Source organism: Brevibacillus sp. NPDC058079 (genome assembly GCF_042885155.1).
Classification (GTDB): Bacteria; Bacillota; Bacilli; order Brevibacillales; family Brevibacillaceae; genus Brevibacillus.
The window spans coordinates 40,472-64,967 of record NZ_JBHVSO010000009.1 but is presented as its reverse complement, the minus strand read 5'-3'; the positions used below and the strand labels follow the sequence as shown (position 1 = coordinate 64,967).

Annotated in this window: 15 protein-coding genes; 7 read left to right on the top strand and 8 right to left on the bottom strand. The window is 48.9% G+C overall.

The features are described 5' to 3' along the window. Positions 1–58 precede the first annotated feature (58 nt). A complete protein-coding gene (locus tag ACFVS2_RS24135) occupies positions 59–685 on the top strand; it encodes a cupin domain-containing protein (RefSeq protein ID WP_173619905.1) in 627 nt (208 codons plus the stop codon). Between the two features lie 110 nt (positions 686–795). Here the strand turns inward: ACFVS2_RS24135 and ACFVS2_RS24130 are convergent, their stop codons facing one another. The 8 genes from ACFVS2_RS24130 to ACFVS2_RS24095 form a co-directional block, all read right to left on the bottom strand. After that, on the bottom strand, positions 796–1,530 hold the full coding sequence (locus ACFVS2_RS24130) for an MBL fold metallo-hydrolase (RefSeq protein ID WP_390238424.1): 735 nt from the start codon (positions 1,528–1,530) through the stop codon (positions 796–798). A 201-nt stretch (positions 1,531–1,731) separates the two neighbouring features. Continuing rightward, the gene (locus tag ACFVS2_RS24125; RefSeq protein ID WP_390238422.1) at positions 1,732–4,230 is read right to left on the bottom strand and encodes a GAP1-N2 domain-containing protein; all 2,499 of its coding nucleotides are present in this window, start codon (positions 4,228–4,230) and stop codon (positions 1,732–1,734) included. Further along, the gene (locus ACFVS2_RS24120) at positions 4,230–5,495 is read right to left on the bottom strand and encodes a TRAFAC clade GTPase domain-containing protein (protein ID WP_390238420.1); all 1,266 of its coding nucleotides are present in this window, start codon (positions 5,493–5,495) and stop codon (positions 4,230–4,232) included. Before ACFVS2_RS24120 ends, ACFVS2_RS24125 begins: the two co-directional genes overlap by 1 nt. A gap of 13 nt (positions 5,496–5,508) precedes the next feature. After that, a complete protein-coding gene (locus tag ACFVS2_RS24115) occupies positions 5,509–6,144 on the bottom strand; it encodes a beta-mannanase (RefSeq protein WP_390238419.1) in 636 nt (211 codons plus the stop codon). Positions 6,145–6,161: 17 nt separating this feature from the next. Further along, positions 6,162–7,436 (bottom strand): vWA domain-containing protein, encoded by a 1,275-nt coding sequence (locus ACFVS2_RS24110; protein WP_390238417.1) that lies wholly within the window; start codon positions 7,434–7,436, stop codon positions 6,162–6,164. Next, the gene (locus ACFVS2_RS24105; protein WP_390238415.1) at positions 7,433–9,781 is read right to left on the bottom strand and encodes a hypothetical protein; all 2,349 of its coding nucleotides are present in this window, start codon (positions 9,779–9,781) and stop codon (positions 7,433–7,435) included. Before ACFVS2_RS24105 ends, ACFVS2_RS24110 begins: the two co-directional genes overlap by 4 nt. 34 nt (positions 9,782–9,815) lie before the next feature. After that, positions 9,816–13,205, bottom strand: a complete 3,390-nt coding sequence (locus tag ACFVS2_RS24100) for a tubulin-like doman-containing protein (protein ID WP_390238413.1) — start codon at positions 13,203–13,205, stop codon at positions 9,816–9,818. A 13-nt stretch (positions 13,206–13,218) separates the two neighbouring features. Beyond that, positions 13,219–15,012 (bottom strand): vWA domain-containing protein, encoded by a 1,794-nt coding sequence (locus ACFVS2_RS24095; protein ID WP_390238410.1) that lies wholly within the window; start codon positions 15,010–15,012, stop codon positions 13,219–13,221. Between the two features lie 197 nt (positions 15,013–15,209). Between ACFVS2_RS24095 and ACFVS2_RS24090 the strand changes: the two genes are divergently transcribed. The 6 genes from ACFVS2_RS24090 to ACFVS2_RS24065 all read left to right on the top strand — a co-directional run. Beyond that, positions 15,210–15,359 carry a hypothetical protein gene (locus tag ACFVS2_RS24090; protein WP_007724683.1) on the top strand — a complete coding sequence of 50 codons (150 nt, stop codon included), beginning with the start codon at positions 15,210–15,212 and terminating at the stop codon, positions 15,357–15,359. Beyond that, positions 15,356–16,291, top strand: coding sequence for a hypothetical protein (locus ACFVS2_RS24085; RefSeq protein ID WP_390238407.1), 936 nt, complete (start codon positions 15,356–15,358; stop codon positions 16,289–16,291). The genes ACFVS2_RS24090 and ACFVS2_RS24085 overlap by 4 nt, the downstream gene beginning before the upstream one ends. A 14-nt stretch (positions 16,292–16,305) precedes the next feature. After that, positions 16,306–18,069 (top strand): SH3 domain-containing protein, encoded by a 1,764-nt coding sequence (locus ACFVS2_RS24080; RefSeq protein WP_390238404.1) that lies wholly within the window; start codon positions 16,306–16,308, stop codon positions 18,067–18,069. A 152-nt stretch (positions 18,070–18,221) separates the two neighbouring features. Next, positions 18,222–18,854, top strand: a complete 633-nt coding sequence (locus tag ACFVS2_RS24075) for a LysE family translocator (protein WP_390238402.1) — start codon at positions 18,222–18,224, stop codon at positions 18,852–18,854. A 368-nt stretch (positions 18,855–19,222) separates the two neighbouring features. After that, entirely contained in the window at positions 19,223–19,840 is a 618-nt protein-coding gene (locus ACFVS2_RS24070) for a class D sortase (protein ID WP_390238400.1), read from the top strand. 55 nt (positions 19,841–19,895) lie between these two features. Further along, positions 19,896–24,496: collagen binding domain-containing protein (locus ACFVS2_RS24065; RefSeq protein WP_390238397.1), on the top strand; the 4,601-nt coding region annotated here is incomplete at its 3' end.

Genomic DNA, 24,496 nt, shown 5'->3' with positions numbered 1-24,496 from the left:
TAATCTATATTCTGTCTTAAAATAATCTCTTTTTACTATTTTTCAAGGAGGTCTAGTTTTGTCAAATCTAAGTCGCAGTGTAAGTAACCCGCACAATAATGAAGTGGTTACCTTTCTGAAAACAACGGAAGAAACGAATGGCGAATATTTGTTATTCCGTACCGATCTTCCACCGGATAACGGGATTTTTCTACACTATCATACAAAACTTGTCGAAACCTTTGAAGGTGTAATTGGAAATTTAGAGGTAACCATTGATGGAAAAAAAGTAATCCTGAAGCCGGGAGAGAAGCTAACCATTCCGACAGACAAGGTTCATGGGTTCCACAACCCCTCTAGCGAATTCGTCAGCTTCGATGTCGAAATCCGTCCGGCAGGTACTTTTGAAGCGTTTGTCCGCTGTGGATACGGACTCGATACAGACGGGCGCAGCTTTTATTTGCCGATTATCAAGCAAAATATCCCGAAAAATATTCTCCTCTTGGGAACGATCTTTCAGATGGGGCAGTTTTACCTCCCAATCATTCCGCGCTTTCTACAAAAAGGCATGTTCGCTGTGTTCGCTGCACTCGCTCGTTGGACAGGCTCAGATAAATCGTTGGAAAAATACTACAAATCCACTCCAACTGCACCAATCTCCCATTCCGAAATCGAGCAAACAGCCCAAAAGACGTTGCAAGGATAAAATGGGAAAGACACCATAAGGATTACTCCAGCTTGGTGTCCTCCACGCTTCTTATATCCACATATTCCAACCTGGATTCATTGTTTTATCGTGTAGCTTGTGTAACTACTTCACCGTATCAGAGCGTGAAGCTGCTCTTGCACGTTGTTTTGGCACATGCCTCCATGATAACAAATGATACTAGTAATTTCCAAGTTCTCGAATTTTTTTAATGAGTTTACTGCTATTTCCATATCGAGAGTGTTTTGCGGAATCGGCCCTTGAAGTGCTTCGTTCATGTACACCATAGCATCGCCTGCTATCAAGGTCTTGCTATCTTGTACATAAAGGCTGATATGCCCCGGCGTATGTCCGGGAGTATGAATGATGCGAATTCCCCCACAATACGGCAGAATCTCTGTGTCTGCCAGTGTCTTGTGCACCATTGCCTTTGGTGGATTTTCGCAAAGCCATTTCAAGTGCTCGCGTTCCTTTTCAGGCAACATCGCAAGTAAAGGGGCCATGCTTTTGGGGTTTGCTTTGAGGAGCGGGCGTGTGCCTTCAATATACGGCTGATCTAGCTCATGCGCGTATATTTCAACCTGTCCGCCAAGCTCACGAACGATTTCTGGAAGACTGCCGATATGATCAAGGTCCTGATGTGTCAAAATGATAGCCTGTAAACGCTCAGGTGGTATGCCAGCACGGCTCATCTCCTGACGAATGGTCTCCCATGAACCAGGCATTCCTGTATCTACTAATACCGCTCGGTCATGATCCCAAAGCAAGGTGGGATTGATCACCATCGGCTTGCCAAATGCCTCTCCTTGTAACGGAATCATTTTCACACCTGTGTTAGCTTTCATACCCTATTCCTCCTCACACCATTTCATCGCACAACTACTTTTTATCACGGAGCGAGGAGTTATTTCAACAGAAAAATATTTTATTATACCACAAATAAAAATATTTGTCAATATATTTTCGAGACATCTTCTTGTACAACAAAGACCCTCGAAATACGCGGTCGCTCCTACCAGAGCAGACCGCGTTGGCGTTTTATTACCTTAAGGTGTGGTTGTCTGAACAGGCTGCCCACTCGTTGATGCATCTTGGCTTCGCTCCCCAAGAACGCCACGGACAGGTTGGATGTCAGGCTCGTCCACCATCAACCGATAAACCGGTACGAACACAGCTGGTGGGCGGATCGGTTCAGGCTGTGTTTCAGGTGGCTGTACGTGCGTACTCGTACCTCCCCAAACCATATAGCCTCCCCACGCTCCGGCGCCTAGCAAGACAACTGCGCTGGATATCACCGTAGCTTTGTGCCGAAACAGCTTCACGAGCGGATTGGCTGTTTCGCTACGTACCTCGTCCAAAAGCTTGCGGAAATCAGCATTTCGGATCGCATACCACCGTTTTCGCCATTCTTTATCCCGTAATCTCTTGCCTTTCTCCTCAAGGAAAAAGGCCTTCAATGCTTGTCTGTATGCAGGCAGCAAATACTTCCCTTCGAAAAACATCCGCTGACTCATCGTCCATTGGATAAAGGACAGTGTAACGGCTTCCCCACCATTTTGCTGAACATACTCCAGCAATTCTGCAAACTGGAAGCCTTCCTGACCAAAATGATCTTCTCGGTAAAAGACCAGCGGCACCTGCGGGAACTCGTCAGCATGGAGCGGTTTACTCAGCATATTCTGGATCATTCTTTGCTGCACGGAAATCGCTTCCCGATCCCATTTTCGGAAAAACTCTGCCGGGTGTGGCGTGCCTCTCTCTTCATGCAGCTTCGCCAGATTGATGAGCATTTCTTGCTTGTGGCGACTCTCCATATCCAGCGTTCCGAAAAAGCTCTGTGGCTTCTCCTCCAAAAGGGCGATGAGAACTTGGAAATCATCCTTGGATAGCGTGTCTAGCGCGACGAGCTTCATCAAGGACTTATCCAACTCATCCAACAGCTCATCGGCATAGCTGCGTGCCCCATCAATGCTTTCAAAGAACTGATGGATGGTAATGGCGGCAGTGAGCTTTTGACGTTCACGCGCAAATAGACGCAATACTTTTTCCGTCGTGGTAGCAACAAAAACAGCATTGCGCATGGCTTGCGGTTCTGTTTCCGTCCAAAACCGGATTTCCTTTAGCATCTGGTCCAAACTGGTCACGGCAGCTACCCGCTCGGTCATATAATCCTCAAAGAGCGGCTTCACCAACTGTGGATAGCCGAAAATCGTCCGCATCATGAAGCCAAACAGCTCCCGATTGCTGGACAAATGCTTGTACACATCTGCCACGTAGCTGCTCTGTCTCGAGGTCTTGGCCTTCATCAACACGTCCATCAAGAAGCGGATCAAATCCATTTGCAGGCGTTCCTGCCTGGTGACACGGTAGGATTCAATCATTTGCTTGATCGTCTCGCCGTCAGGCAGCTGTTTGGACGAAAGCGCCTCTACCTCGATCCGCATCAGCATTTCCTGAAGCTCGATCAGCCGTTTCTTGCGGGTCAAGCTGCTATGCCCCAAATAGCTGTTCAACGCCTGCCAAACGCCCGCCCGCTTGCTCTCATACACGGACGTTCGTCCCTTTTCAATCAAATACAGGGCGCACAGCTCATAGTACGTGCGAAGGTTCAAGGCCAGTGCATGGTCTGCTCCAGCCAGCACTTCCTCACAAAATTCGTGGAACGCATCCAGAATGCGTGGCTCATTCACATAGTCCCAGGCAAAGTCGAGGTATTCGTGTCCTCCATCCTGTAAATCGACGTTCTGAACGCGACCAAGGGAGAAGTCGAACAAAAAGTCTTTGTCGCTATGCCCCCCGCCTGGGCGTATGCTCCCTTTTTCCACGAACGTGACGTGGATATGCTTCTTGCTCTGCGGCTCGTTGCTCAAAGTGAGAAAACCAAAATGTCTGCGCATTTCATAAGGCAGACAACTGTACAAAATCTCCAACAATTGAGCAGCACTCTTGGATGAGACACTAATATCCACATCCAGGCTAATGAACACCTTCTTTTTCGCTGCGAGTGAGGACATCACCGCAAAGAGAAGCTGTTTGAATAAACGCTCATCGACGCCCAATTGACCAAGCAGCTGTTTTCGGTCTTGCGACAAGCCCTTTTCTGAAGGGATGTCATCGACGGTAGGAAGCTCCTTGCCCGCTGCATCGTCGTGGCGATCTGCAAAAGTACGAACTCCGAAGATCTTGCCCGGATTCTTGATAAATTCATCTCGACGCTCTACCGGAATGACATAGTTGTGGCTGAAAAACGTATTGCGCTGCCCGGTAAAGTCCGCTCCGACAAATACACTTCTGCCGAGAACCATCTCTCCTGATTCGGCCTGGAAGCTGACGAGCGCCTCCGGAAAGAGCGCCAGATTACTTTCCGCCCGCTCTTGAAGCTGTCGCGGCGCGTCGTACACGCAAAACGGATGGAGCGCCTTCTTGATGAATTGGTTATCCAGCCCTGGCGTTTTGGCGACAGTATCGTATCCTTCGTTCGAACGGAAAACCCCTTGTCGCCCGCGGGTGTAGTACTGCTGCAAAATGGGCTGACGGTTGCTCACTACCGCTCCCTCCCCTCGATGTAATCAAGCTGGTGCATCAACCAAATAAACGGTTCATCGACGCGAATCGGCGTCACGACACCACTCACCCTTTGATTGACGGGATTGCTCCCCAGCGCAGATACAGCGAAATAGGCCGTATTCGTAAAGTAAACATCTAACGCGTCTTTAAACGGTCTATCCACCTTTTCGATGAATCGGCGGATTTCCCCATCGATGTTCTCAAATTCAGTTGTGTTCAAATATTGTTCATGGACGAAATTGCGGAAAACGTTGCTGTTCGACTTGATGTATTCGCCGTCGTCTTCCTTGATCAGATGCAGCATGTCGCTCTTCGTCAGCACGACAGCAGTCGGGATATGTGTCTTGCTCTGCTCCTGATAGCCGATGAAGTTCTCGAACAACGTAATGACGACCTCACGCGGCTCGTCGTACCTTGCTGTGAATTCCCCTGGCTCATCTCCTGCCTGCAGCATGACCCGATCGCGAATCGTCTTGATTTGCAGCGGATCGACCAGGAACAAGATGCCAGACGAGTTTTTCACATGCGCCGCATACAGCTCCAAATACTCGCGGTCGACCATTCCCTCGCCTGCTACGTCAAAAAACACCAGGATCAACGGAGCCTTGTCGCTATCCTTGAAAATGAACTGGAAGATGAACGGCTCCTGACGTTTTTCTTTTTGCGTGGAATCAAGCAGCTGTCCGCGTTCAAACAAGGGTGCCTCATAGTTCTCCCGGAACTTGCGGCTAATCTGCGCATTGAGCGGCATACACGCTGCATCGAAGTGATTCGCAGTCGTGTTCTGCAAGGTATGAATCAATGAGGTCATGTAAACGGACTTCCCTACTTGGGACGCCCCAACAATCGAAATAATGTTGCTCGGCGCTTTGCCCGCCGTAATCGGAAGCTCGTTGTGGCATTTCGGGCATAATCTGCGCTTGGAAACCATGCCATACCGATCGGTCACACCCGCCAGGACGTTATCAACGTACAAATGGTTTTCCGACGGGATGGATTCCGGATCGATCACCGCTTCCAACTCGTCGATGGCATCCAGTCCGAATTTATCCCGATACGCATTGAGATTCTCATCCTCCTGCAACGCGTAGTCTTCGTCGTCCTGACGATGATGTGTGGCACGGAAGACAACTTGGTCCGGTCCGTATTTGGCGAAGCAGTACGGGCAGACAATATCGTAAAAAGGAAGCCGTTCCTTGACCTGCGGCTTCTTTTCAAACATGTTTTTCAAAAACGACAGCATGGCGCATCCCCTCCTATTCAGGAATCAGTTCGTACATTTCTCCGTATTTTTTCCCATCCGTAAAAAACAGGCGGACGACGTCTTTTTTCCTGACCTCAATCTCCGGCATCAGATTGACACCGGGCTCGAGATCACGAATGAAATTGTATCGGGTACCATCATCCTTGTGGGCGGGAGAAGAGCCTTCTTTTTTGACGTAGCAGAGTACGTCCCGCGCGATCGGAATCTCTGAAAAAATGCGAATCTGCAACGATTGATGCTTGCTAAACCAGCTTCCGCCCCGTTTGAACGAGTAGTAGATTTTGGCCTTTCCTGTGCTGACGTGGATCACATGGGCATCCCCGTCTGGCATGAGCAGAATCGGCTTGCCATTTTCCAATCGGCAAGGAAAGATGCGGTATGTGTACCGGCCGATGCCATCTGTTTTTTCCCGCAGCCCTTTGTGGACTTTGTATTCTTCTCGGGTATACAGCTTGAACTGACGATCATCCAGCTCGCTTATGTCAAAAGGGGCACCAAACTGCGACTTGTGCACGTACACGCACGGAATATCCTGCGCCCAATGCCAATTGAGCACGTATTCGCTCCCTTGATGCTGGCAGGTGACGTCCTTGATGAAGGTTTCTGTTGTTTCCTCCCGATTAATCATGATTCATCATGCTCCCTTTACTCAAACCGCTTGCTGCTCTGGTTCCCGGCGTCCAAGGCACGGGGGCTTTGTCTGGTGTTCAGTCTGCGCTTTGCAAAAGACGATCCACCACTCGTGGAAGCTGGCACAAAGAGAGTGAACAATGTCAGGATGACGGCGAGCAAGGAACACGCCAGCAAACGTACAACCATATCGAGCAAATCAATCGACGACAGACCCATTTCCAAAACGAGTCCAGCTAACAGTCCTGATACCGCCCCGCCAATCGTGAAGCTTTTGGCCAGATGGCGATTGTCAAAAATCAGACCCAGCGCCAAGCCAAGCAAAGCACCAAGGATCAGAACACTGACCACACGGGTAATGGCGTAAAACATGCTTTCTTCTGTCGCTCCTGTCCGCTCGGAAACGATATTGCGGTCTATTCGGCTCATATCGTAAATCTGACCAAAGATTCCTGTCATTTGGTCTGCGTGTTCGACATTGAAGTAGCTGCCGCCAGTCTCAGCAGCGATCTTTTGCAGCAACGCCGTTCCGTCTGCATCGATTTGGCTCATGCCTACGGTATGGACAATCACGTGGTTTTGCTTGTAGGGTGCAAGTGCGGCAGGGACATCCAGATCACTATAGCCGTCTGACATCAGCACGACCGTACTATTCGCCATTTGATTCGCTTGCAGCTGGTCCAGCCCCGCTTGCAGAGCCAGGTCGATCCGGGTGCCTCCATCCGTTCGCGGATATTGGAGCAGCTTCTTCACAACTTCATCCTTCACCGACTGGCTATTCAGCTCGGTGAGGGGTTGCAGCACATCCGTTTGATCGTGAAACGTAACCACTGCTATGTTCATGTCACTGTCCATGCGCCGCACCATGTCGGCTGCTGCTTTGAACAATTGGTTATCCGGGTCAGACGACTGCATGCTGCCTGACGTATCCAGAACCATGACAATATTGTTGGCCCCACTGGCCTGTTGAAACGATGACCCATACAGCAGCTGAAGCAGCAGCGCCACTACGCCCACCATCAAAAACGTGCTGGGCACGAGCATTTTCCAGGAAAAGCCCAGATAGCGCTGCTTCCAGCCAACTCCATTCAGTCGTGGCGAGATCATTTCCGCAATGAGGCACATCAGTCCTACGAAAAAGGAATATTGACCAAAATAAAGTCCCATTAACAACCATTGCGGTATTTCTCCGGACAGCTTGCCGAGCATGACTTCCCCGACCAAAAATCCGATCACGCCACCTACCAGACTACAAACTAGCATGAGTAAGCTTACCCTTCTCTGACTCATGACGACTCATCTCCTCCCACGCGGCGAAAAACAAACCCGCTGTCCTCATAGGAAGCATGGTATTTCTTGTTATTGCGGTAGAACATCAACTCTTCCATGCCGAATCCACCCATCAGGTTCATTTTTTCTATCCCGCTTTTTTGTTCCTCGTGGATGCAGCCCAGCTTGTAGGTTCGTGTGCTCTCATCCTTGTGCAGCGCATATTGGACGAAGTCGTTATGAATATCGGCAAACAAGTACTTCTCCTCATAGCGATGCTTTTGCATGAAATGGAACACTTCGATGTGAACCGCTGCGCGCTCTTCCAGCACCAATGCCAGATCGAGGAACAAATCCTCCTTCGTCAGCACGGTTCGGTTATCGTAAGCGGCCCCGACGTTGGCACGCGCAAGCAGCTCCGCCTCAAAAGATAAAGCAAATGGCGCACGGGTGAGAATCTCGTTCCGGCAAAACTGACACAACCTCTCCACGAGTCCAGCGAGTCGATTCCCGCTGAGCAGAGCGCCGCTGCCAATATACCGTTGTTCCATGTAAAAATCACTGCCGCGTGAAGCTTCCAATGATCGGATCGTTTCATGGACGACCGATTCGTAATATTCGTCCACATTTTTGCCCAAGTAGTCAGTCGCTTCTCGAACGCTCGTCTGGGCGATTTCCCGCAGTTGCTTATGCAAGGCTTCCAGCTGCTCGACTTGCTCACCTAACTGCCGGTGAATCTGCTCTGCCTGTTTCTCATAGCTCACAAGGATCGAGAGCATCATCTCCCAATCCAGCAGCTCCAGCTTTTTGCCATAAACAGCGTCCAGCAAATGACGAATGAAGGTCCGCACACGCTCCTTATCCCGTGTGAAAAACCCTCCTACGCGAATGTACTGCCGATCCACTCGCTCTTGGTAGAGATCGACCAACTCGGCTTTAATCTGTTCAACCTGTCGAGATGTCTCGCGAATTCCTGTGCGCAGCTCATCCAGCAGGTTTGCTCCATTGGCGTGTTCGGCTGTGAGATAATAAGCCGCATACAGCCCAAGCCGTTCATCCTCGATGACTACTTTCTGAATCAAATCAGCTAAGGAATCCTGAGACAGCATGTGCTCCAGACGTTTACGCGCCCCGGAAGCGACATTCGCCTCAAAAAAGGCTTGGCTGCTGCCGTCAAACAAAGCCAGCTCCGCTTCACGCATATTCATACTGCAAAGCTCGCTGTAGCTAATGCCAGAGGTCATAAGCCCCGTCATTTCCTCCAGGATGTGATCCTCTGGGAGAATGCCAGCCAGTTTTCGCTGCAAATCATGCGCCGTCAATCCGAGTTTTTCTCTCGCTTTTGTTTTCGGCAAAACCTCGCCGTCCTGAAGTCGCTCCCAATAACGGTCAAATACGGCGGACAGCACCGTCAGCGCAATTGCATGAGTCGGTCGCTTTACTTTGGATAGACCAGCAGACGCGAACTTGGTCTGCCCGTGATCGACCGTGATGCTGCGCATAAATTGCAGCTTGTTATAGCCATCATTGCTTTCATGGAACTCCGACTCTACCTTTTTGTTGTTCAAAAGCACCAGCTTGCTGATCAGCTCGTAATTTTCCTGCATGCCGCCTTCGATAAACAAGCCATGCTCTGTCTTGTCACTCAATAGGTACGCCAGCGAAAATAACGGTGCGTTTACATGCTCCACAGGCAGCTTCACGAGATCCTCCGTTACCAAGAGATTCGCTCGATAGCTGTAGTCGCTCCGCTGATAGCGATTGACCTCTTCCAAAAAGCTGACCGAGAGCGCTGTCGAGAACCCGAATGCTTCCCCGTTGTTCTTTTCCTGTAGTAGGACGTACAGGTCGACTGATACGTTTTTAAACAGCTCGTTGAGGTAGCCCTTGAGAAGCAGCGTCAGCTCTGGAAAAAGGATCGTGGCAGGGTCATCCGCCCTTGCCACGACGGCAATATTGACTTGCTGAAAAGCAGTAAACAACTTGCCCATTTCCGCTACCCGTACGCTTGCCAGCTTCATCATCTTGTTCAATTCCATGGTGACAGCTTCATCAAGTAAAAAACGCTCGTGGATCGAAGAACGCATTTTTTTCTTGTCGGCATCTGCCTGCGGTAAGCGGCAGCCGATTACTTGCGGATGCTCCCACGTTTTGTCCTGATACGCATGGACATAAAGAACACCGTGACCATTTTGCCAGTTGCGCTCGTTGTGGGCACGAACAGCTTGCAGTGCCTCTACGCTCTTATCCCCGAGAAAAAGGAAGAGCACGGGGTTTTGAATACTTCGCTGTCCGTTTCCGCTATCCAGTTGTCTTTCCAATTCCGTAACGTATTGGGTCGCGAACTCTCCAATCAAATCCCTCATGCTTCCTCCTCGGTTATTAAACGATCCTGATTGCTTATTGCAGCGTCTTGCGCATATCGTTTACTTTTGACCAAACCTTTTTGTAGAACTGGAACAGCTCTTCACCATTCACGTATTCGTCGCGGTCGTATTCCAGATCGTTTTTCGTTTCTTGGAAAGCAGTTGCGATTTCTTCGAGTTTTGCCAGCAGCTGCTGCGTATCCTCTGCTGAAGTCATCGCGTCACTGCGTTTTGCAGCCTTGCGCTGGATGGTTGCCATGCTCTTGTGATCCAATGCGCGGTATTTTTCATAGATAGCGAATTCAACGTGCTTGTTGACCTTCATCAGGTTGATGAATGGCTCCCACGCATCTTCTTCCTCATCCTTGTCGTAGACGTAGAGCGCACCGCGCTTGCAAATCGTCCCTGTGTAAAGGGCTTCGATGAATCGGGTCACCAGCTCTTCTTCGTCCTTGATGGCACCTACGATCTGCTCCAGCTCCTGGATTTTGGCCTCGATTTCTTCGTATTTGCGCACTTCTTGTTCGATTAGGCGAATCTGCTCTGGAAAACGGATCAGGTTTTCTTTTGCCATCTCTTCATTGATACTGCCGAACACATCGCGCGCAAATTCTTGCTCCAGACCATCTCTCATGAACCCTTTGAGCTCAACCAATGCACGCTTGATCTCGCCAGGGCTTAGCTGGGTCGCGTCTCCTTGCGCTTGATGCTTAGCCAAGAAAGTAGCCAACGAGAACGACTTCGTCACGATGGATTCATAGCGGTTGCTGGTCTTGCTGTCGCTGCCCTTCTCGCGGATGGCTCCGTAACGTACCGCACGGTCAAACAGTTCGCGTACTTTGGCGTTGTACGCTTTGATCCGCCCGTTTTGGTACGTATCTCCCCACGATTTTTCCGGAATAGGGGATGGGAGGTACGCCCAGTTGTTCTTTTCGGTTTGAACGAGGTGGCGTCCGATACCCTCTCTGTCCAGAATGGTACGTTCGTAGCTTTCCTCGTAGACCTTCAACGGTGTGTAAGCGAACAGTGGAACACCGTTTTTCGTATTCAGCCAGAAGATGCGGTTTTTGACTTCGCTTTCTTTGACGGTAAAGCGCGATCCGCTAATCGCTGTATTTTGATAGTTTTTAATCCCCTTCAAGATCGATGGTGCTTTCAGCGGCACGGATACAAAGCCCCAAGAAGGGAAGTGCATATTGCCGAGATTATTGCTCAGATGGAAGACCGGAATCGCCTCTTCATCCAACTTGCTCGCAATCTTGCGCTCTACGATGCGATCGAGTGTCTCGTCCTGACCGTATTTGATCACGAGGAATTCTTCCATCGACTTGGTGATCACCTCACCGAACTTCTCCGAAAGGAATTCGGAAATCGAGCTGACGATATCCAGCTCCTGCTCTTTGACCCACTGATCGGAGTGTCGCAGCAGCTCGCTGGTGAAATCGCGGATCAGGTCATCCGCCTCTTTTTGCTCCAGGATGTTGCTGACTACTTTGGAGATATCCGGCACACTGACGATGTTCCAGTAGTATGTCTTGTTGCCAGTGCGGTCACTCTCTTCGCCGCCGTTGATCAGGATGTCGCCATTTTGCTCGAAAATTTGGTTGAGTGCGTTCAAAATCTCAGTAAATACGTTATAAATGCGGTTGTTTTCTGCATTCAACAAACGGTGCAGCTCTTCGTAGAATTCGATCATTTGCTCCAGCTTCTCCTGATCAGCCAGGAGCTGGTATTCGTTGATCTTCGCTTCGATGTAGCTGTTTTTCTTCTTCTCCTTGGAGATGAAAGCACTGCGGGCATCGCCCAGCTTTTCATTCGCATTCTCTCTCGCGCCCTCGATCTCACGCGGGTAGCTCTCCAAATTCGCCTTGAGGCTCTCAATGTAGGAGAGGATCATCTTCATCAGGCAATAGCCTTTGTCCGAATGAATCAGACGGGACGCATAGAATGGTCCTTGATGCGGGTGCAGGAATACTCGCGTGATCATTTCGCCAAAAACAGAGATCATGTCGCCTGGCATCTGCTTTTTGGACTTGATGTACGCTTCGCGTGCTTTGGCGAGATAGCCTTGCTCCAGTTCGTGGTCGATGCTCACGACTTGTTGAGTGATCACGTTGCTGTAGTTCAGACGCTCACTATTTTCATAGCCTGGCAACGGTTCAGGAACGCGCTCCTCGAACTTGCGAGAAATCGAGTCGATGTCGATTCCGAGCTTGCGGGCGAATTTCTCCGTATCTTCTTCCGCTGGTGCTACCGTGAACATTTTTTCCATCTTTTTAAACAAGCGATATGCCAAGTAGGTTGTCATCTCTTCGATCGGCAAGACAGCAGAGGAAGCACCGATGACGTTGTATTGGTAGTTGGCTGCGTACGCTTTTGGCATCTGGTTAATGTTCGTACGGATGTTGCTGATATAGTCGTGGATCGCAAACTCTTCACCCGAGCGCTTTTCTTCGCTCGCCATAAAGTTCGTAATGTTCTCCGCGGTTACGTTCATGCAGTAATCGTAGGCATTTTCCAATGCTTTGCCTTCCAGATTGGTCGCAGAAATCAAATGACACAGGTTGAATGGCGGCATTGGCGATTGGACGGTGAGCACGTTGCCGTATTGCTGGCGGAAACGCTCATTGCGCTCGTCCGCATTCATCCAGTAGTCGAGCTCTTTTAATGCCGCGTAGCCGTTTTTCATGATGTAGTCGCGTGTGTGCGAGCTGAGGCTCTTGTTCGACAGGTTAACATCAGGCGTGAACAGGTAGCCCAGCGTATTCACCTTGTCTACCCCCGCACTGCCGAAGTCGCGCTCCAAAATGCCTCGTACGATATAGGCGATGTCGAGGAAGCAACCGCTCCCCGTTCCCCCGGACAAACCGCTCAAGAGGAATACAGTCAGCTTTTTGTTCGTGCCCTCGCACAGCATCTTGACCTTCTTCTCAATCGTTTGGACGACTTGCGTAATTTTCGTAAAGAGAAGAAGTCGACCTGCCTGGCGTACACCCGATGCTCCGCTGATTCCGTCCGTAATTGTCAGCTCTGGCGAGAGCCAGTCGGTGATATACGGCTCGAGAATGCTGCGATTCTGCAACACACCGCCGATCTCAGGATTGGACAGGAGTACGAACTCCGTCACTGGATCGAGTCCGATGCCCTTGTACTTTTTGTTGCGGTCATGCTCATTCGTTTCAAATGCGATGAATTCAATATTGTCCGGCTTTTCCTTGCGCTTCTTGGAAAGCTGGTCTACCGGCAGCTTGAAGCGTCTGTTCACTTGGTATTTCAGGCGCAAAAGCGCATCAATTCCTGTACCGCCAAGACCGATGACGAGCATCGGGTTATCAATTGTATCTACGCGAATCTTGTCACTGACGATTCCTCCGCCGAGGGATACGTCCAATTGTTGAATGTGTTCTCTCACAACTGCTTTCATAATCGACTCACTCCTAGACGATGTAATCTACATATAAGGACTTGTTCACATTCGTTAACGAAATTTTGATGCGATCGTTTTTCTTCAGTTCTTTGCCTTTGCTTGCATCGAGGACACGTCCGGCCTTTTCGATTCGGCAGCTCGAACGGTTTTCGATGATCAGCGTATCGTTTTTCCCTGGTAAAAAGATGACTTTCTCTGTCTCCGCAAACTCAGGGGCGAGCTGCAAGAGCTGGTGCAGCCTCACTTTTCCTTTGAACGCGTTCAGTTTCTTGTACTGCGGATTGGACTTTTCCCCTGTATCCTCATCCACGATCTCGATGGCGATTTGGCCCGCGAAGCCCTTGTTCGCCTTGCGATAGATCGACAGTGCGTACAAGCCTGCACCGATCAATAGGATGAGAACCACGGTACCTCCTACTACGGTTATCCATGGAAATGGTTTCGATTCTGCCGTAGGATCAGTGGTTGTGTTCGGCTTACTCGCTCCAGAACCTGCCGTTTTCGCAGCATCTACAAGGAGTGGCTTCGTCTCCCGGTAAAAGCTGGTGTCTTCTGCCTTGATTTTTATCTCGTACGTATGGTCAGCCGGGATTGTGAAGCTGCCTTCAAACCCGCTACCTGTGTTGTTCAGGACGACCTCATTTGTCTTATTGTCCGTCTTGTCATTGACGATCAGTGTCGCCTTCATTTGCTTGTACAGATCAGGACTCGCTACCTTCTGTCCGTTTGAAACAAGTGCAGCCTTTATCGGTACGACATCGCCAGCCTTGAAGCTCTTGGCTGTGACTGGCTCCATCTCCAATTGCAGATCGTAGTTGAAGATGAGGTTAATATCGATTTTTTCCTTCGGGGCACCTTTTACCTGTAGCTTCCAATCGCCCTGCTGTGGCTTGACCAGCTTGATCATCGTGTACGCATTGGACTTCGACAGTCTGACCTGGTTGGAAGGGATCTGTACTTCCTTGCCCGCTGGGTCATACAGCTTCACTTCCACTGCTTTTTGCGACATGATCGAGATGTTGGCCTCCATGACGCTGCCATTCGGGATTGGGATCGGAATCTCCTGAGCCTGACCGTTTGCGACGAAGCTTTTAACAGGGACAACCTTCAGCTTCAGGTGATTAGCAAAGATTTCGCTCAAGATTTGCGGGAGCTTGTCCGCTGTGCTTGTTTCGAAAAATTTACCATTTGTCTCCGCAGCAATCTGCTGTAGTGTCGTTCGGTTAAGCTGACCATCTGCGTTCAGGCCAATCGTGTAAATCGGATAGCCTTTGTCTTTGGCCTCTTTCACTGCTTGCTGCAGCTCTTGATCAGATTGTGCTTGGGTACGGCTTGATGCTTTGTTCAAATAGTTGTTTCCGTCTGCCAACAACACGATAATCGGCGCATTGTTTGGATTGCGTCCCGCATCGAGGATTTTTACTGCTTCCGTTACCCCAACAGCGATATCGGTGTAGGCTCCTTTTTGCAGACTGTCGATGAAGGATTTGATATCGTTCTTGTCTTCTTCGGAATTAATCTCAAGCAGTGCCTTTTCCCGCTCGATCTTGTCGGTATAGGCGACGACACCGATTTTGTTCGCTTGGATCGACGTCATGTCGACGAACATTTTCATCGCTTCGTTGCTGACTTTGTTCTTATCGCTTTGGGTCATGGAGTTACTGACGTCCACGACCAGGACAGCGTCCATATTGTTTCCGCTCGTTTGCGCATAGCCTGGGTGAGTGACGGAGAGGACACTGACCAAGAGCAGGGCAAGACATGCTACGTATCGACATAACATTCGGAATCGTATTATTTTCATAAGAGCTCCTTTTCTTGTGCGTTACAAAGAATTTGTGAAGTGTTGCAAAGGAAGTAAGACTATGACACTATTACCACTAGATTCAAGAAGTAGAAGACAAGTGAATAAAAAGTACTAGAATGATTGCCCCTTACTCGTAATACGATACGACATGATTCTTTGTTACAGATTTCGACAACTTCGTTAGGAGAAATTTTATGTTAACTTACTTTCTGTTGTTTGCGGCTTTTTTGCTGCTAGCGGTCCGATTCCTCAAGCTGCTGCGACTGAAACGGCGCAATCTCTCCAACGCCGAAATCGATCAGCATCTTCATGCCTTACTGAATGAGAAGAGGGATTCACCATGAGAAAACGAATCGGCGTACAATTTCGCAAAACCCGTAAAACCACTCATACGTATGAAAGAATTCAAGCGTGCACGCGATGCCATACGTACCATGTCCTATGGGAGACGCATTGTGAGACCTGCGGGAGAGCTTACACATCGATCCGCCAGGTTTCCCATTCAGTGACGCGCCGCTATGTGCAGACGCGCTTTTTGCTCTTGGGCTTGTTCGCATGTCTTGCTGTCCTTTCTGCGGAGACTCTTTTGCAATTAGCTCTCGCAGGAGGTATTGGCTGTGTGTTGTTCGTCTTGTTTTTCGTGATGCAGAAAAAATACGGCACCTACGAAAGAGACGTACAATTTCAACACTTTTTAACGAGGGAAATGGAGACGCTTAAGAAGTCACTCCTCCGTCATTTGGAAGAAGTGGGCAACGACGTCAAAGAAGGACATCTAAAGGAAGCCTATGAAAAAACGAGAGAGCTCGGGCATTTCATCGATTCCGATACGATCAAGATACGCAAGATCATGTTCCTCAATCATTACGTCCTGCGCAAAGACATGGAGCTGGAGCTCGAAACGCTCATCCCGTCTATGTACGACAAGGACTTCATGGAATATGTGCGCGAAGTCATCAAGGTCCAGCCTTCGCTCGTCAAAAAATCCGTGCTTACCTATGTTAGACGTTATAAAAATCAAATATTGTTGCTGGAAAACGGGGATCAGCTCATCGGTCAAGTGGCAGGTGCAGCGCTCCGCATGAAGTCTTATGTGGACGAGTATCAGGATCTGATTATCGAATTTATCGATTTTTTGCCTCGCGAGCGCCTTCTGCGATTGGCAAAAATGGTTCAAACCCATAAGGATGAAGGTTGGGAACAACTATATCATTCTACCAAAAACAGGGTGGATACGCATTACGCGTTTGACCCGGATTTCAAAGGCTTACTGTGAAGGAGGAGCCTTTTATGTTGCCTATCTCTCCCTATCATAGGTCCCTCTGGGTCCGTAATATTTTTCTCGGACTCTTTGCCTTGGGTCTGATCGCCGTTCTGTTCAAGCTCGGATTCGGGTACAAGCAGATTACATTGTATAAACAGGCAAAGGCGTTTTATGAGCAAAAGAACTTGCTGCAAGCCGAGGAAACCTTTTCTCGTGCGCATGATATGGCTGTTCTGTCCTACGGGGATGACGAATGGAATTCCATCATGTTCCAACTAACTTCTATCCGCACCGAGCTGGAAGGGCTTCACCAGTATTCACGTTCTGCCATCTCGGAGAAGAAGGTCGCAGAAGTCAGTGCAGTCTATGAACAATACCAAGCAGTCAAACAGAAATACCAGAATCAAAAGGACGTACCGGCGATGTTTTTCCAGCAATTGTCCGCTCATTTGGGCATGGATAAGAGCTTTTCCGATTATTACTTGAATGCCTTGCAAACAGCCAAGTCGCAGGCACAATCGAATCTCGAAAAGGAAAACTATCAGGACGAAGCCTTCATCGAAACACTCCTTGCCATTCCAGATGAATACTACGGCGGCAAAAAGAAGAAGCAGGCTGAGCTCACGTCCTTGTTCCAGAACTATGAAAAGACAAAGCTACGGGCGCTGATTGCTTCGGCTCCATTTGAAGAAGTCATCACCAAAACGGCTGCAAGCATACGCCATTACGAAAAACTGGGTATCGAGACAGAGTGGTTAGTGGGTCAGTTGGAAAAGTATGCGCTAGCTGAAATCAAGGAAATCATTCGTTCGAAGGATCTGAGTGCCTTCGTTAACATGGCATCCGCCTATCGAAAAATCGAGGATGTGCTGTCCAGTGATTCACCTGTCCTCGATTCGATCACCCGCTATTTGGAAGGCAAGCTCAAGCAGGCAGAACAATACATCAAGTCGTTCGAGTTCACCAAAGCCCGTGAATTGTACGAACAGTTGAATCCGCTCCAGGATACGGCTACACTCCTGTCCGATCTAGAAAAACTCTGGTTGGAATACGATCCAGCACGCTTATTGCAATTGAGATATCCAGACAGAACGTTCACCGATATGCTCTCCGGCACAGATCGCTGGGGAGCAAAGCTTTACGCATTTGGACTCTCTGAGGCAGATCAACGTCTTTACTTCGCAGCGAAGATGCCAAATGACTCGATCCTCTATCTGGATCAATCGTTGGATGTGGACTTTAAAACGGCCAAGGCTAAGATCGACGATAAACTCGGAAGTAAAGATGAGCCTGTGATTATCGTGAGTTCTTCCGGCAAGGAACGTACTAACGCCTACGCGGCACTGTCTCCGAATTTGACAAAAGAGTCACTCAATAAGCGCTTTTCAGTCGAGGCGGATGAACTTAGCGTAGAAGACTCTGAGCATGTGATCATGAAAAATCCGGTAGGCAAAGGGGAAAAGGAAATCGCTCTGTTCAAGCTCGAAGACAATGGCTTGAATTACATAGAAAAGCTGGCTGACTTAGAAGAGAGCCCCGAAGAAACGACCGAGGGTAACGAGTCAGGAGAAGCGACCTCCCCCGCTGACGGATCGACAGAGGTAACGGACCAGACTAACCCTACCACTCAAAAAATTGATGTTTTTGCGGGTCCAGGTGATGAATATGAGAAGATCGGTCAAGTAGTAGCAGATGGTTCCCTCCAAGTCATCGCCGATCTGAATGGCTGGTACCAGATTGTATTTAATGGAAAAGAAGGCTGGATACGCGCTACTGAATCGACGCCGTAATCCGTCCACTTGAATAATGAGCTCCCCTCGCGATCATGATACACTTTCTATGATCTGCGTCAGGAGCTTTTCCTCATTTTTCGCATTGCCTTAGGTGTCAGATTATTCTATAATCTATTTTTATTTTATAGATAGACAAGGAGTGAGAAGCGATGTTTGGAATCGTTCATTATGAAGCATTTCTGATGACCGCAATCATGTTGAACCTGATACCCGGCTCAGACACGATGTACATCATCACCCGCAGCATTTCGCAAGGAAAACAGGCAGGTATTCTTTCGGTTCTCGGCATTTTGACAGGCTCACTCATTCACACACTCTTGGCTGCTTTCGGCTTGTCGCTCCTTTTGGCGCAATCCATCGTGCTTTTTAACATCGTCAAAATATTGGGGGTCGCCTATCTCGTCTATTTGGGCATTCGCATGCTCATGACGAAGGAATCACCAGCTTTTGATATGGCCGATTCCAAGAAGCTGAAGGGTGAAAAGGTCTATCTGCAAGCGATCCTGACAAGTGTCACGAATCCAAAGGTCGCCCTGTTTTTCATCGCCTTCCTCCCGCAATTTGTTAGCGCGACGGAAGCCGGACCACTCCCTTTCCTTCTTCTTGGCCTGACTTTTACCGTTACGGGTGGCATCTGGTGTAGCCTCCTCGCCCTGTTTGCTTCCTTCGCTACCAAAAAATTGCGCAATAATCAGAAGTTCTCTGTTATTCTCAACAAGCTGACGGGGATTGTTTTTATCGGGATGGGGTTGAATCTGTTGCGGGCGAAAGCGAATCCTTAGGAGTTCCAGAAAGTCCAGGCAGGGGCTACGCTGTCAGAGATGCACTTGTTCAAGTAGTCGGTGAACGTGGAGATTGGTATTATGGCTCCACCATCGATGCAACTGGGAAAGTCTTAGTTGGATTTGTTTCGAAAAGCGTCGCCTATTAACCATAGACTGAAGACCGATAAAGCCAGTCAGGAGGTTCTTTCTCCTCTGGCTTTTTTCATGTTCAGAAATTGTTTAGGTCGAAAGATTATGATACCTCTAGGCATTTTTTCACAATTGGAACGAATGCCCTTGCCGAAAAAAAGTTTAGTTTAACTAAAAATCAGGACAAGGGGGGAAAGATGAATTGAGTTAACGGTGCGAAAAGGGAGTTGAAGAATGTGCGAGTGCTGTTAAGTGCTGGGTTTATCCTGGCAGGCTTATTCCTCCTTTTCTATCCTCAATGGGAAACGGCGGTATCTGCACAAAAGCAAGAACAGCTCATCGAAGCGTTCGAACAACTGAGCAACGTCAGCGAGCAAATAGAAACGGCTGCATCCGAGGACCCACCAGCTCCTCAGATACAAGAGCCGCTCGCTATGTTGGAAGGTGCCAGAGGCGTGATTCGGATTTCCAAAATTGATCTGGAAATGATGATTTTTGAAGGCGCGGACAAGCATGCCTTGAGTAAAGGGGTTGGCCTGATCGAGCCAGACAAGGAATTCGGTGTGAATAATGTTGGACTGGCAGGCCATCGCGGGATTACTCACGGTAAGCAATTCAATCGCTTGGACGAACTAGCACCTAACGATGAGATTGAGATCAAGACGAAAACGGCGACCTACCAATTCGTTGTCGTGAAAGCCTTTGTCGTAGATCGTACACAAGTAGAAGTTCTAGAGGATCAAAAGAAGCCATTGATCACCTTGGTCACATGCACCCCTGTTGGAGCAAAAGATCCGAAGGACAGACTGATCGTTCAAGCTGAATGGAAACAAACGACTTCATCTCATCCCTAACACTTCCTACTGAAAGACGGAATGAGCTAGTTTTTATTTAGTACAGGAGGAGCATATGCAAAGGAAATCTTGGATCGTTGTGGTGGCACTTTTGCTCATCATCCAAAACTTTTTCAGTTTCACGACAACCTCGTATGCCCAAACACAGGGTGAGGTTGTCATTGGCAATAGTGGGGAGCCGGGCACGGGGAATCCTACTGATCCAGGCACAGGCAACCCTACTGATCCGGGCACAGGTACTCCTACCGATCCGGGCACAGGAACTCCTACCGATCCAGGCACAGGAACTCCTACCGATCCGGGCACAGGCAACCCTACTGATCCGGGCACAGGAACTCCTACCGATCCAGGCACAGGAACTCCTACCGATCCGGGCACAGGTACTCCTACCGATCCCGGTACAGGAACTCCTACCGATCCGGGCACAGGTACTCCTACCGATCCGGGCACAGGAACTCCTACCGATCCGGGCACAGGAACTCCTACCGATCCGGGCACAGGAACTCCTACCGATCCGGGCACAGGAACTCCTACCGATCCCGGTACAGGAACTCCTACCGATCCCGGTACAGGAACTCCGACTACGCCACCTGTTGAACCACCAGTTCCTCTACCAGAGGTACCGGTACCAGTTCCAGACCCTGAAGACAACATCATCAAAGACAACATCATCACCAGCGTAGTCATGAAGGACAAAGACGGAAACAATATTGAAGACATCCGCCCCGATCAGGGCTCGCGTGTTCAAGTTGATTTCACCTGGCAAATCCCTGCTGGACATCCTTACTCAGAAGGTGCCACCTTTACCTTCCCTCTCCCAGATAAGTTTAGGACCGATCGCATTTTGACCGGAGATCTGAACGGAGGCTACGGCACCTATGAAGTGACAACAGACGGCACCGTCACCTTCACTTTCAGTGATGCCATCAATGACGGCGCTGAGATCACTGACGGAACGTTCTATGTGTGGCGGGAATTCGATGAGAAAAAGTTTGAGGGTGGCACGAGACAGGAAATCGATTTCAAATTCGATGGCATCGTCCCGATCTCTGTCCATTTCAAAGGCAAAAACAACAATGAAATCGACAAGAACGGAAAAGCAAACAAGGGCATGAATCCTAGCTATCTCGACTGGACTGTCGATTTTAACCTGAGTGAAAATTCGATTAAAGGCGCTGTCTTTACGGATGAGCTTCCAAGCGGTCTGGATATCGACATGAGCTCGATTAAGGTCTTCCCATTAGAAGTTCAGTTGAATGGCTCTGTTAATCCAAAGGCTGAGGTAACCACCTTCACTCCTGAGAAATTAACAGAAGGAAACGGGTTCAAAATTAACTTTGGCGACATCGACGGTGCTTATCGCGTCGCGTACAAGACAAACGTCACCGGTACGACAGATACAACCTACACGAATAAAGCCACTGTCACAGGAACGAACCTTCCAAAGGATTTAATCGATTCCGCGAATGTCTCTGTCCGCTTCAGCCAGCCTTTGAACAAAAAGGCGACTCACTACGATTACAACAAACAAACGATCACCTGGGCTATTCAGTACAACTACAATGAAAAACTGATCAAGCAAAGCGATGCATGGCTCGAGGACCGATTCGATACGAGTTATCAAGAGCTCGTGAATAGTTCCTTTACCGTTCATAAAATGACCATCGGTGACAACGGAAACGGAACAAAAGACGGGGCTGCCATCACAGAGTACAACGTAACCCCATCGGCTACTGGCTTCCGCTTGGAGTTTGACCATGACGTGTCGGCTGCTTACGAAATTACCTACCAAACCAAAGCCAAAAATCGGGTCCACCAAGACAGCTACCTCGTAAAGAATGAAGTAGAGATCTATGATGGAACCAAAAAAGATGCAACAAGAGAGATCAATCAAGCAATCTTCTGGAAAAACGCCAAAAAAGAAAAAGTGAACTACCTGGATAAAACGATCGAATGGACGCTTAGTCTAAACGACGACAATCAGGTGATGGATGAAGTCGTCATTACCGACAGTTATGCGGGTCAAGGGCTGACTCTTCTTCCTGACAAAGTAAAAATCAACGATTGGTCAAAGGATTTGGAAGAAGGTCCTGACAAAGACTACAGCATCTCTCCGAATCCAAAGTACGAAGACGGATTCAAGATTACCTTCCACAAACCAGTCACAAAAGGTCTAGTCATTACGTACCTGACGAAGTTCGATCCTACTTACAAGGACCGTCCATCCGTGTACAAAAACATGGCCGAACTGAACTGGAAGGAAAACGGGAAAGCACAAGACCCTATCACGAAATCCGCTACTGTTAAACCAGACAGCTACACTAACAATAACGGCAACAAAACGGGTACATACGACGCCCGCACAAAAGAAATCACGTGGACAATCGATGTGAACTATAACCTTTACAAGATTAACAACGCGATCATTCGGGATTTTTATACCGGAGAACAAACTTTTGTGAAGGACTCGTTACGAGTGCATAAGTTGCTGCTTACAGGCGGAGCAGACGGTGTGAAAGTGGTCGAAGGACCAGTTGTTCCTATCAAATTCGATCCATTAACCAACGGTTTTGAGCTGCATCTTGGCCAGATCGACTCTGCCTATCGCATCACGTACACAACCAGTTTGGCTGATCTGCCTGTCGGAGAAGTGTACGAAAACAATGCCACTATGCACGATAGTGACATAACAGGCACTCCACTCTATAAAGGCAAGACGACCGTTAGACCAACATACGGTGGACAGTACGTCCTCAAAACAGGCGTACAAGGTACTGGAGCAGATTCAGAGTATGCAACATGGACAGTAAGAATCAATCCGAGCCAGTCTCATATTTCGGCTGGTGCTGTATTGACCGATACCCTGTCCAGCAATCAAATTCTGATGAAAGACTCCTTCAAACTCTTTACGACAATCGTCTCTGAATCCGGTGCTCTGGCTATCGGAAAAGAAATGGCATCCGAGGACTACACGTTAGAAGTAGTCGGCAACACCTTTAAACTGACTTTCAAAAACGATCTGCACACTGCCTACATCCTAGAGTACCGTTCCTTTATCAATGCTGATAATGGAGAGATCATCAAAAACGAAGCCTCTTTTGCAGGGAAAACAGTTGTAGGTAAAGGTAAAGACGGACAAGAGGGTATCAAAGTCAGCTTGTCGGGTGCTGGTGGCGGAGCCGGCACACCTGGTAAAGGCGACTTGAAAATCGTCAAAACAGACGCAGATACGAAAAAAGCATTGGCAGGCGCCACGTTTGGTCTGTACGACAAGGCAGGGAAAACCTTGCTGGAAACAGTCGTGACCGATGAAAATGGCATTGCCACCTTCAAAGGCTACAAATTTAAAGCGTACAAGCTAAAAGAACTATCCGCTCCTGTTGGCTACGTCATCGCAGACGAGTACAGAAACGGAAAAGACATTACGTTAAAAGCTCCTGCCGGTGCTGATCCAGCAGTTCCAGTTACAATCGAAATGACCATCGACAACAAGCTGCTCCGTCAAGGATTTGAGTTAACAAAAGTTGACGCGGAGAATGCTGGCAAAACGCTGGAAGGCGCTGTCTTCAATCTACAGGTTGAAAAGGGCGAAGCATACGAAACGATCGCTGAGCTGACAACCGGCTCTGACGGAAAAGTCTCGAAAGGCGATCTGGCAGAAGGAAACTATCAGCTAGTCGAAACGAAAGCTCCGAAGGGATACAAACTGGATGCGACTCCTATTTCATTCAAAATCGCCTCCAACCAGACAGAAATTGTGACCCTTACGAAAAAGAACGCCAAAAATATCGGGTCCGTTCAATTGCTGAAAGTGGACCACTACACCAAAGAGCCACTTCCTGGCGTAACCTTTGAGCTTCAAGATGCTGACGGGAAAGTACTGAAAAGTGGACTCACAACGGATAAGGACGGTATCCTTCTCCTCGAGAACCTGAAAGCAGGACTCTACCAGCTCGTGGAAACAAAAGCTCTTGCTGATTATGAGTTGGCTGAACCACTGAAATTCGAAGTGACAGATGAAGGCACAGCCTCTCTCACGTTAACCAACAGATTGAACCCAGGATCTGTGAAACTGACCAAAGTTAGAACGGGATACTCAAACCATAAGCTCAAAGGAGCCGAATTTACGCTCCGCGATGAAAATGGTAAGGTAGCCAAAGACATGAACGGTCAGGAGCTTACAGAGCTGACTACAGATGGCAACGGAGAGCTGATTGTCGAAGGCCTGAATCCAGGCAAATATGAGTTTATCGAGACGAAGGCACCTGCTGGTTATGTAAAAAGCAGCAAGCCAATCGAGTTCGAGATTAAAAGAAACCAAGTAGCTGGCGACCATGTGCTGGTGACTGTCGAAAATGACGTGACCTCCGGTGGAGGTGGCGGTGGCGGAAATCCTGAGCCGAAACCTGAACCCAAGCCTGAACCCAAGCCAGAGCCTAAACCAGAGCCTAAGCCTGAGCCTAAGCCTGAACCAAAGCCAGAGCCTAAGCCTGAACCTAAACCAGAGCCGAAGCCTGAACCAAAGCCAGAGCCGAAGCCTGAACCAAAGCCAGAGCCGAAGCCTGAACCAAAGCCAGAGCCTAAGCCTGAACCTAAACCAGAGCCGAAGCCTGAACCAAAGCCAGAGCCGAAGCCTGAACCAAAGCCAGAGCCGAA

What these genes read in the sequence shown, in the direction of transcription:
- ACFVS2_RS24130 (WP_390238424.1), bottom strand. Translation starts at nt 1,530, where the DNA reads ATGAAAGCTAACACAGGTGTGAAAATGATTCCGTTACAAGGAGAGGCA.
- ACFVS2_RS24120 (WP_390238420.1), bottom strand. Translation starts at nt 5,495, where the DNA reads ATGCTGTCGTTTTTGAAAAACATGTTTGAAAAGAAGCCGCAGGTCAAG.
- ACFVS2_RS24115 (WP_390238419.1), bottom strand. Translation starts at nt 6,144, where the DNA reads ATGATTAATCGGGAGGAAACAACAGAAACCTTCATCAAGGACGTCACC.
- ACFVS2_RS24110 (WP_390238417.1), bottom strand. Translation starts at nt 7,436, where the DNA reads ATGAGTCAGAGAAGGGTAAGCTTACTCATGCTAGTTTGTAGTCTGGTA.
- ACFVS2_RS24105 (WP_390238415.1), bottom strand. Translation starts at nt 9,781, where the DNA reads ATGAGGGATTTGATTGGAGAGTTCGCGACCCAATACGTTACGGAATTG.
- ACFVS2_RS24100 (WP_390238413.1), bottom strand. Translation starts at nt 13,205, where the DNA reads ATGAAAGCAGTTGTGAGAGAACACATTCAACAATTGGACGTATCCCTC.
- ACFVS2_RS24095 (WP_390238410.1), bottom strand. Translation starts at nt 15,012, where the DNA reads ATGAAAATAATACGATTCCGAATGTTATGTCGATACGTAGCATGTCTT.
- ACFVS2_RS24090 (WP_007724683.1), top strand. Translation starts at nt 15,210, where the DNA reads ATGTTAACTTACTTTCTGTTGTTTGCGGCTTTTTTGCTGCTAGCGGTC.
- ACFVS2_RS24085 (WP_390238407.1), top strand. Translation starts at nt 15,356, where the DNA reads ATGAGAAAACGAATCGGCGTACAATTTCGCAAAACCCGTAAAACCACT.
- ACFVS2_RS24080 (WP_390238404.1), top strand. Translation starts at nt 16,306, where the DNA reads ATGTTGCCTATCTCTCCCTATCATAGGTCCCTCTGGGTCCGTAATATT.
- ACFVS2_RS24075 (WP_390238402.1), top strand. Translation starts at nt 18,222, where the DNA reads ATGTTTGGAATCGTTCATTATGAAGCATTTCTGATGACCGCAATCATG.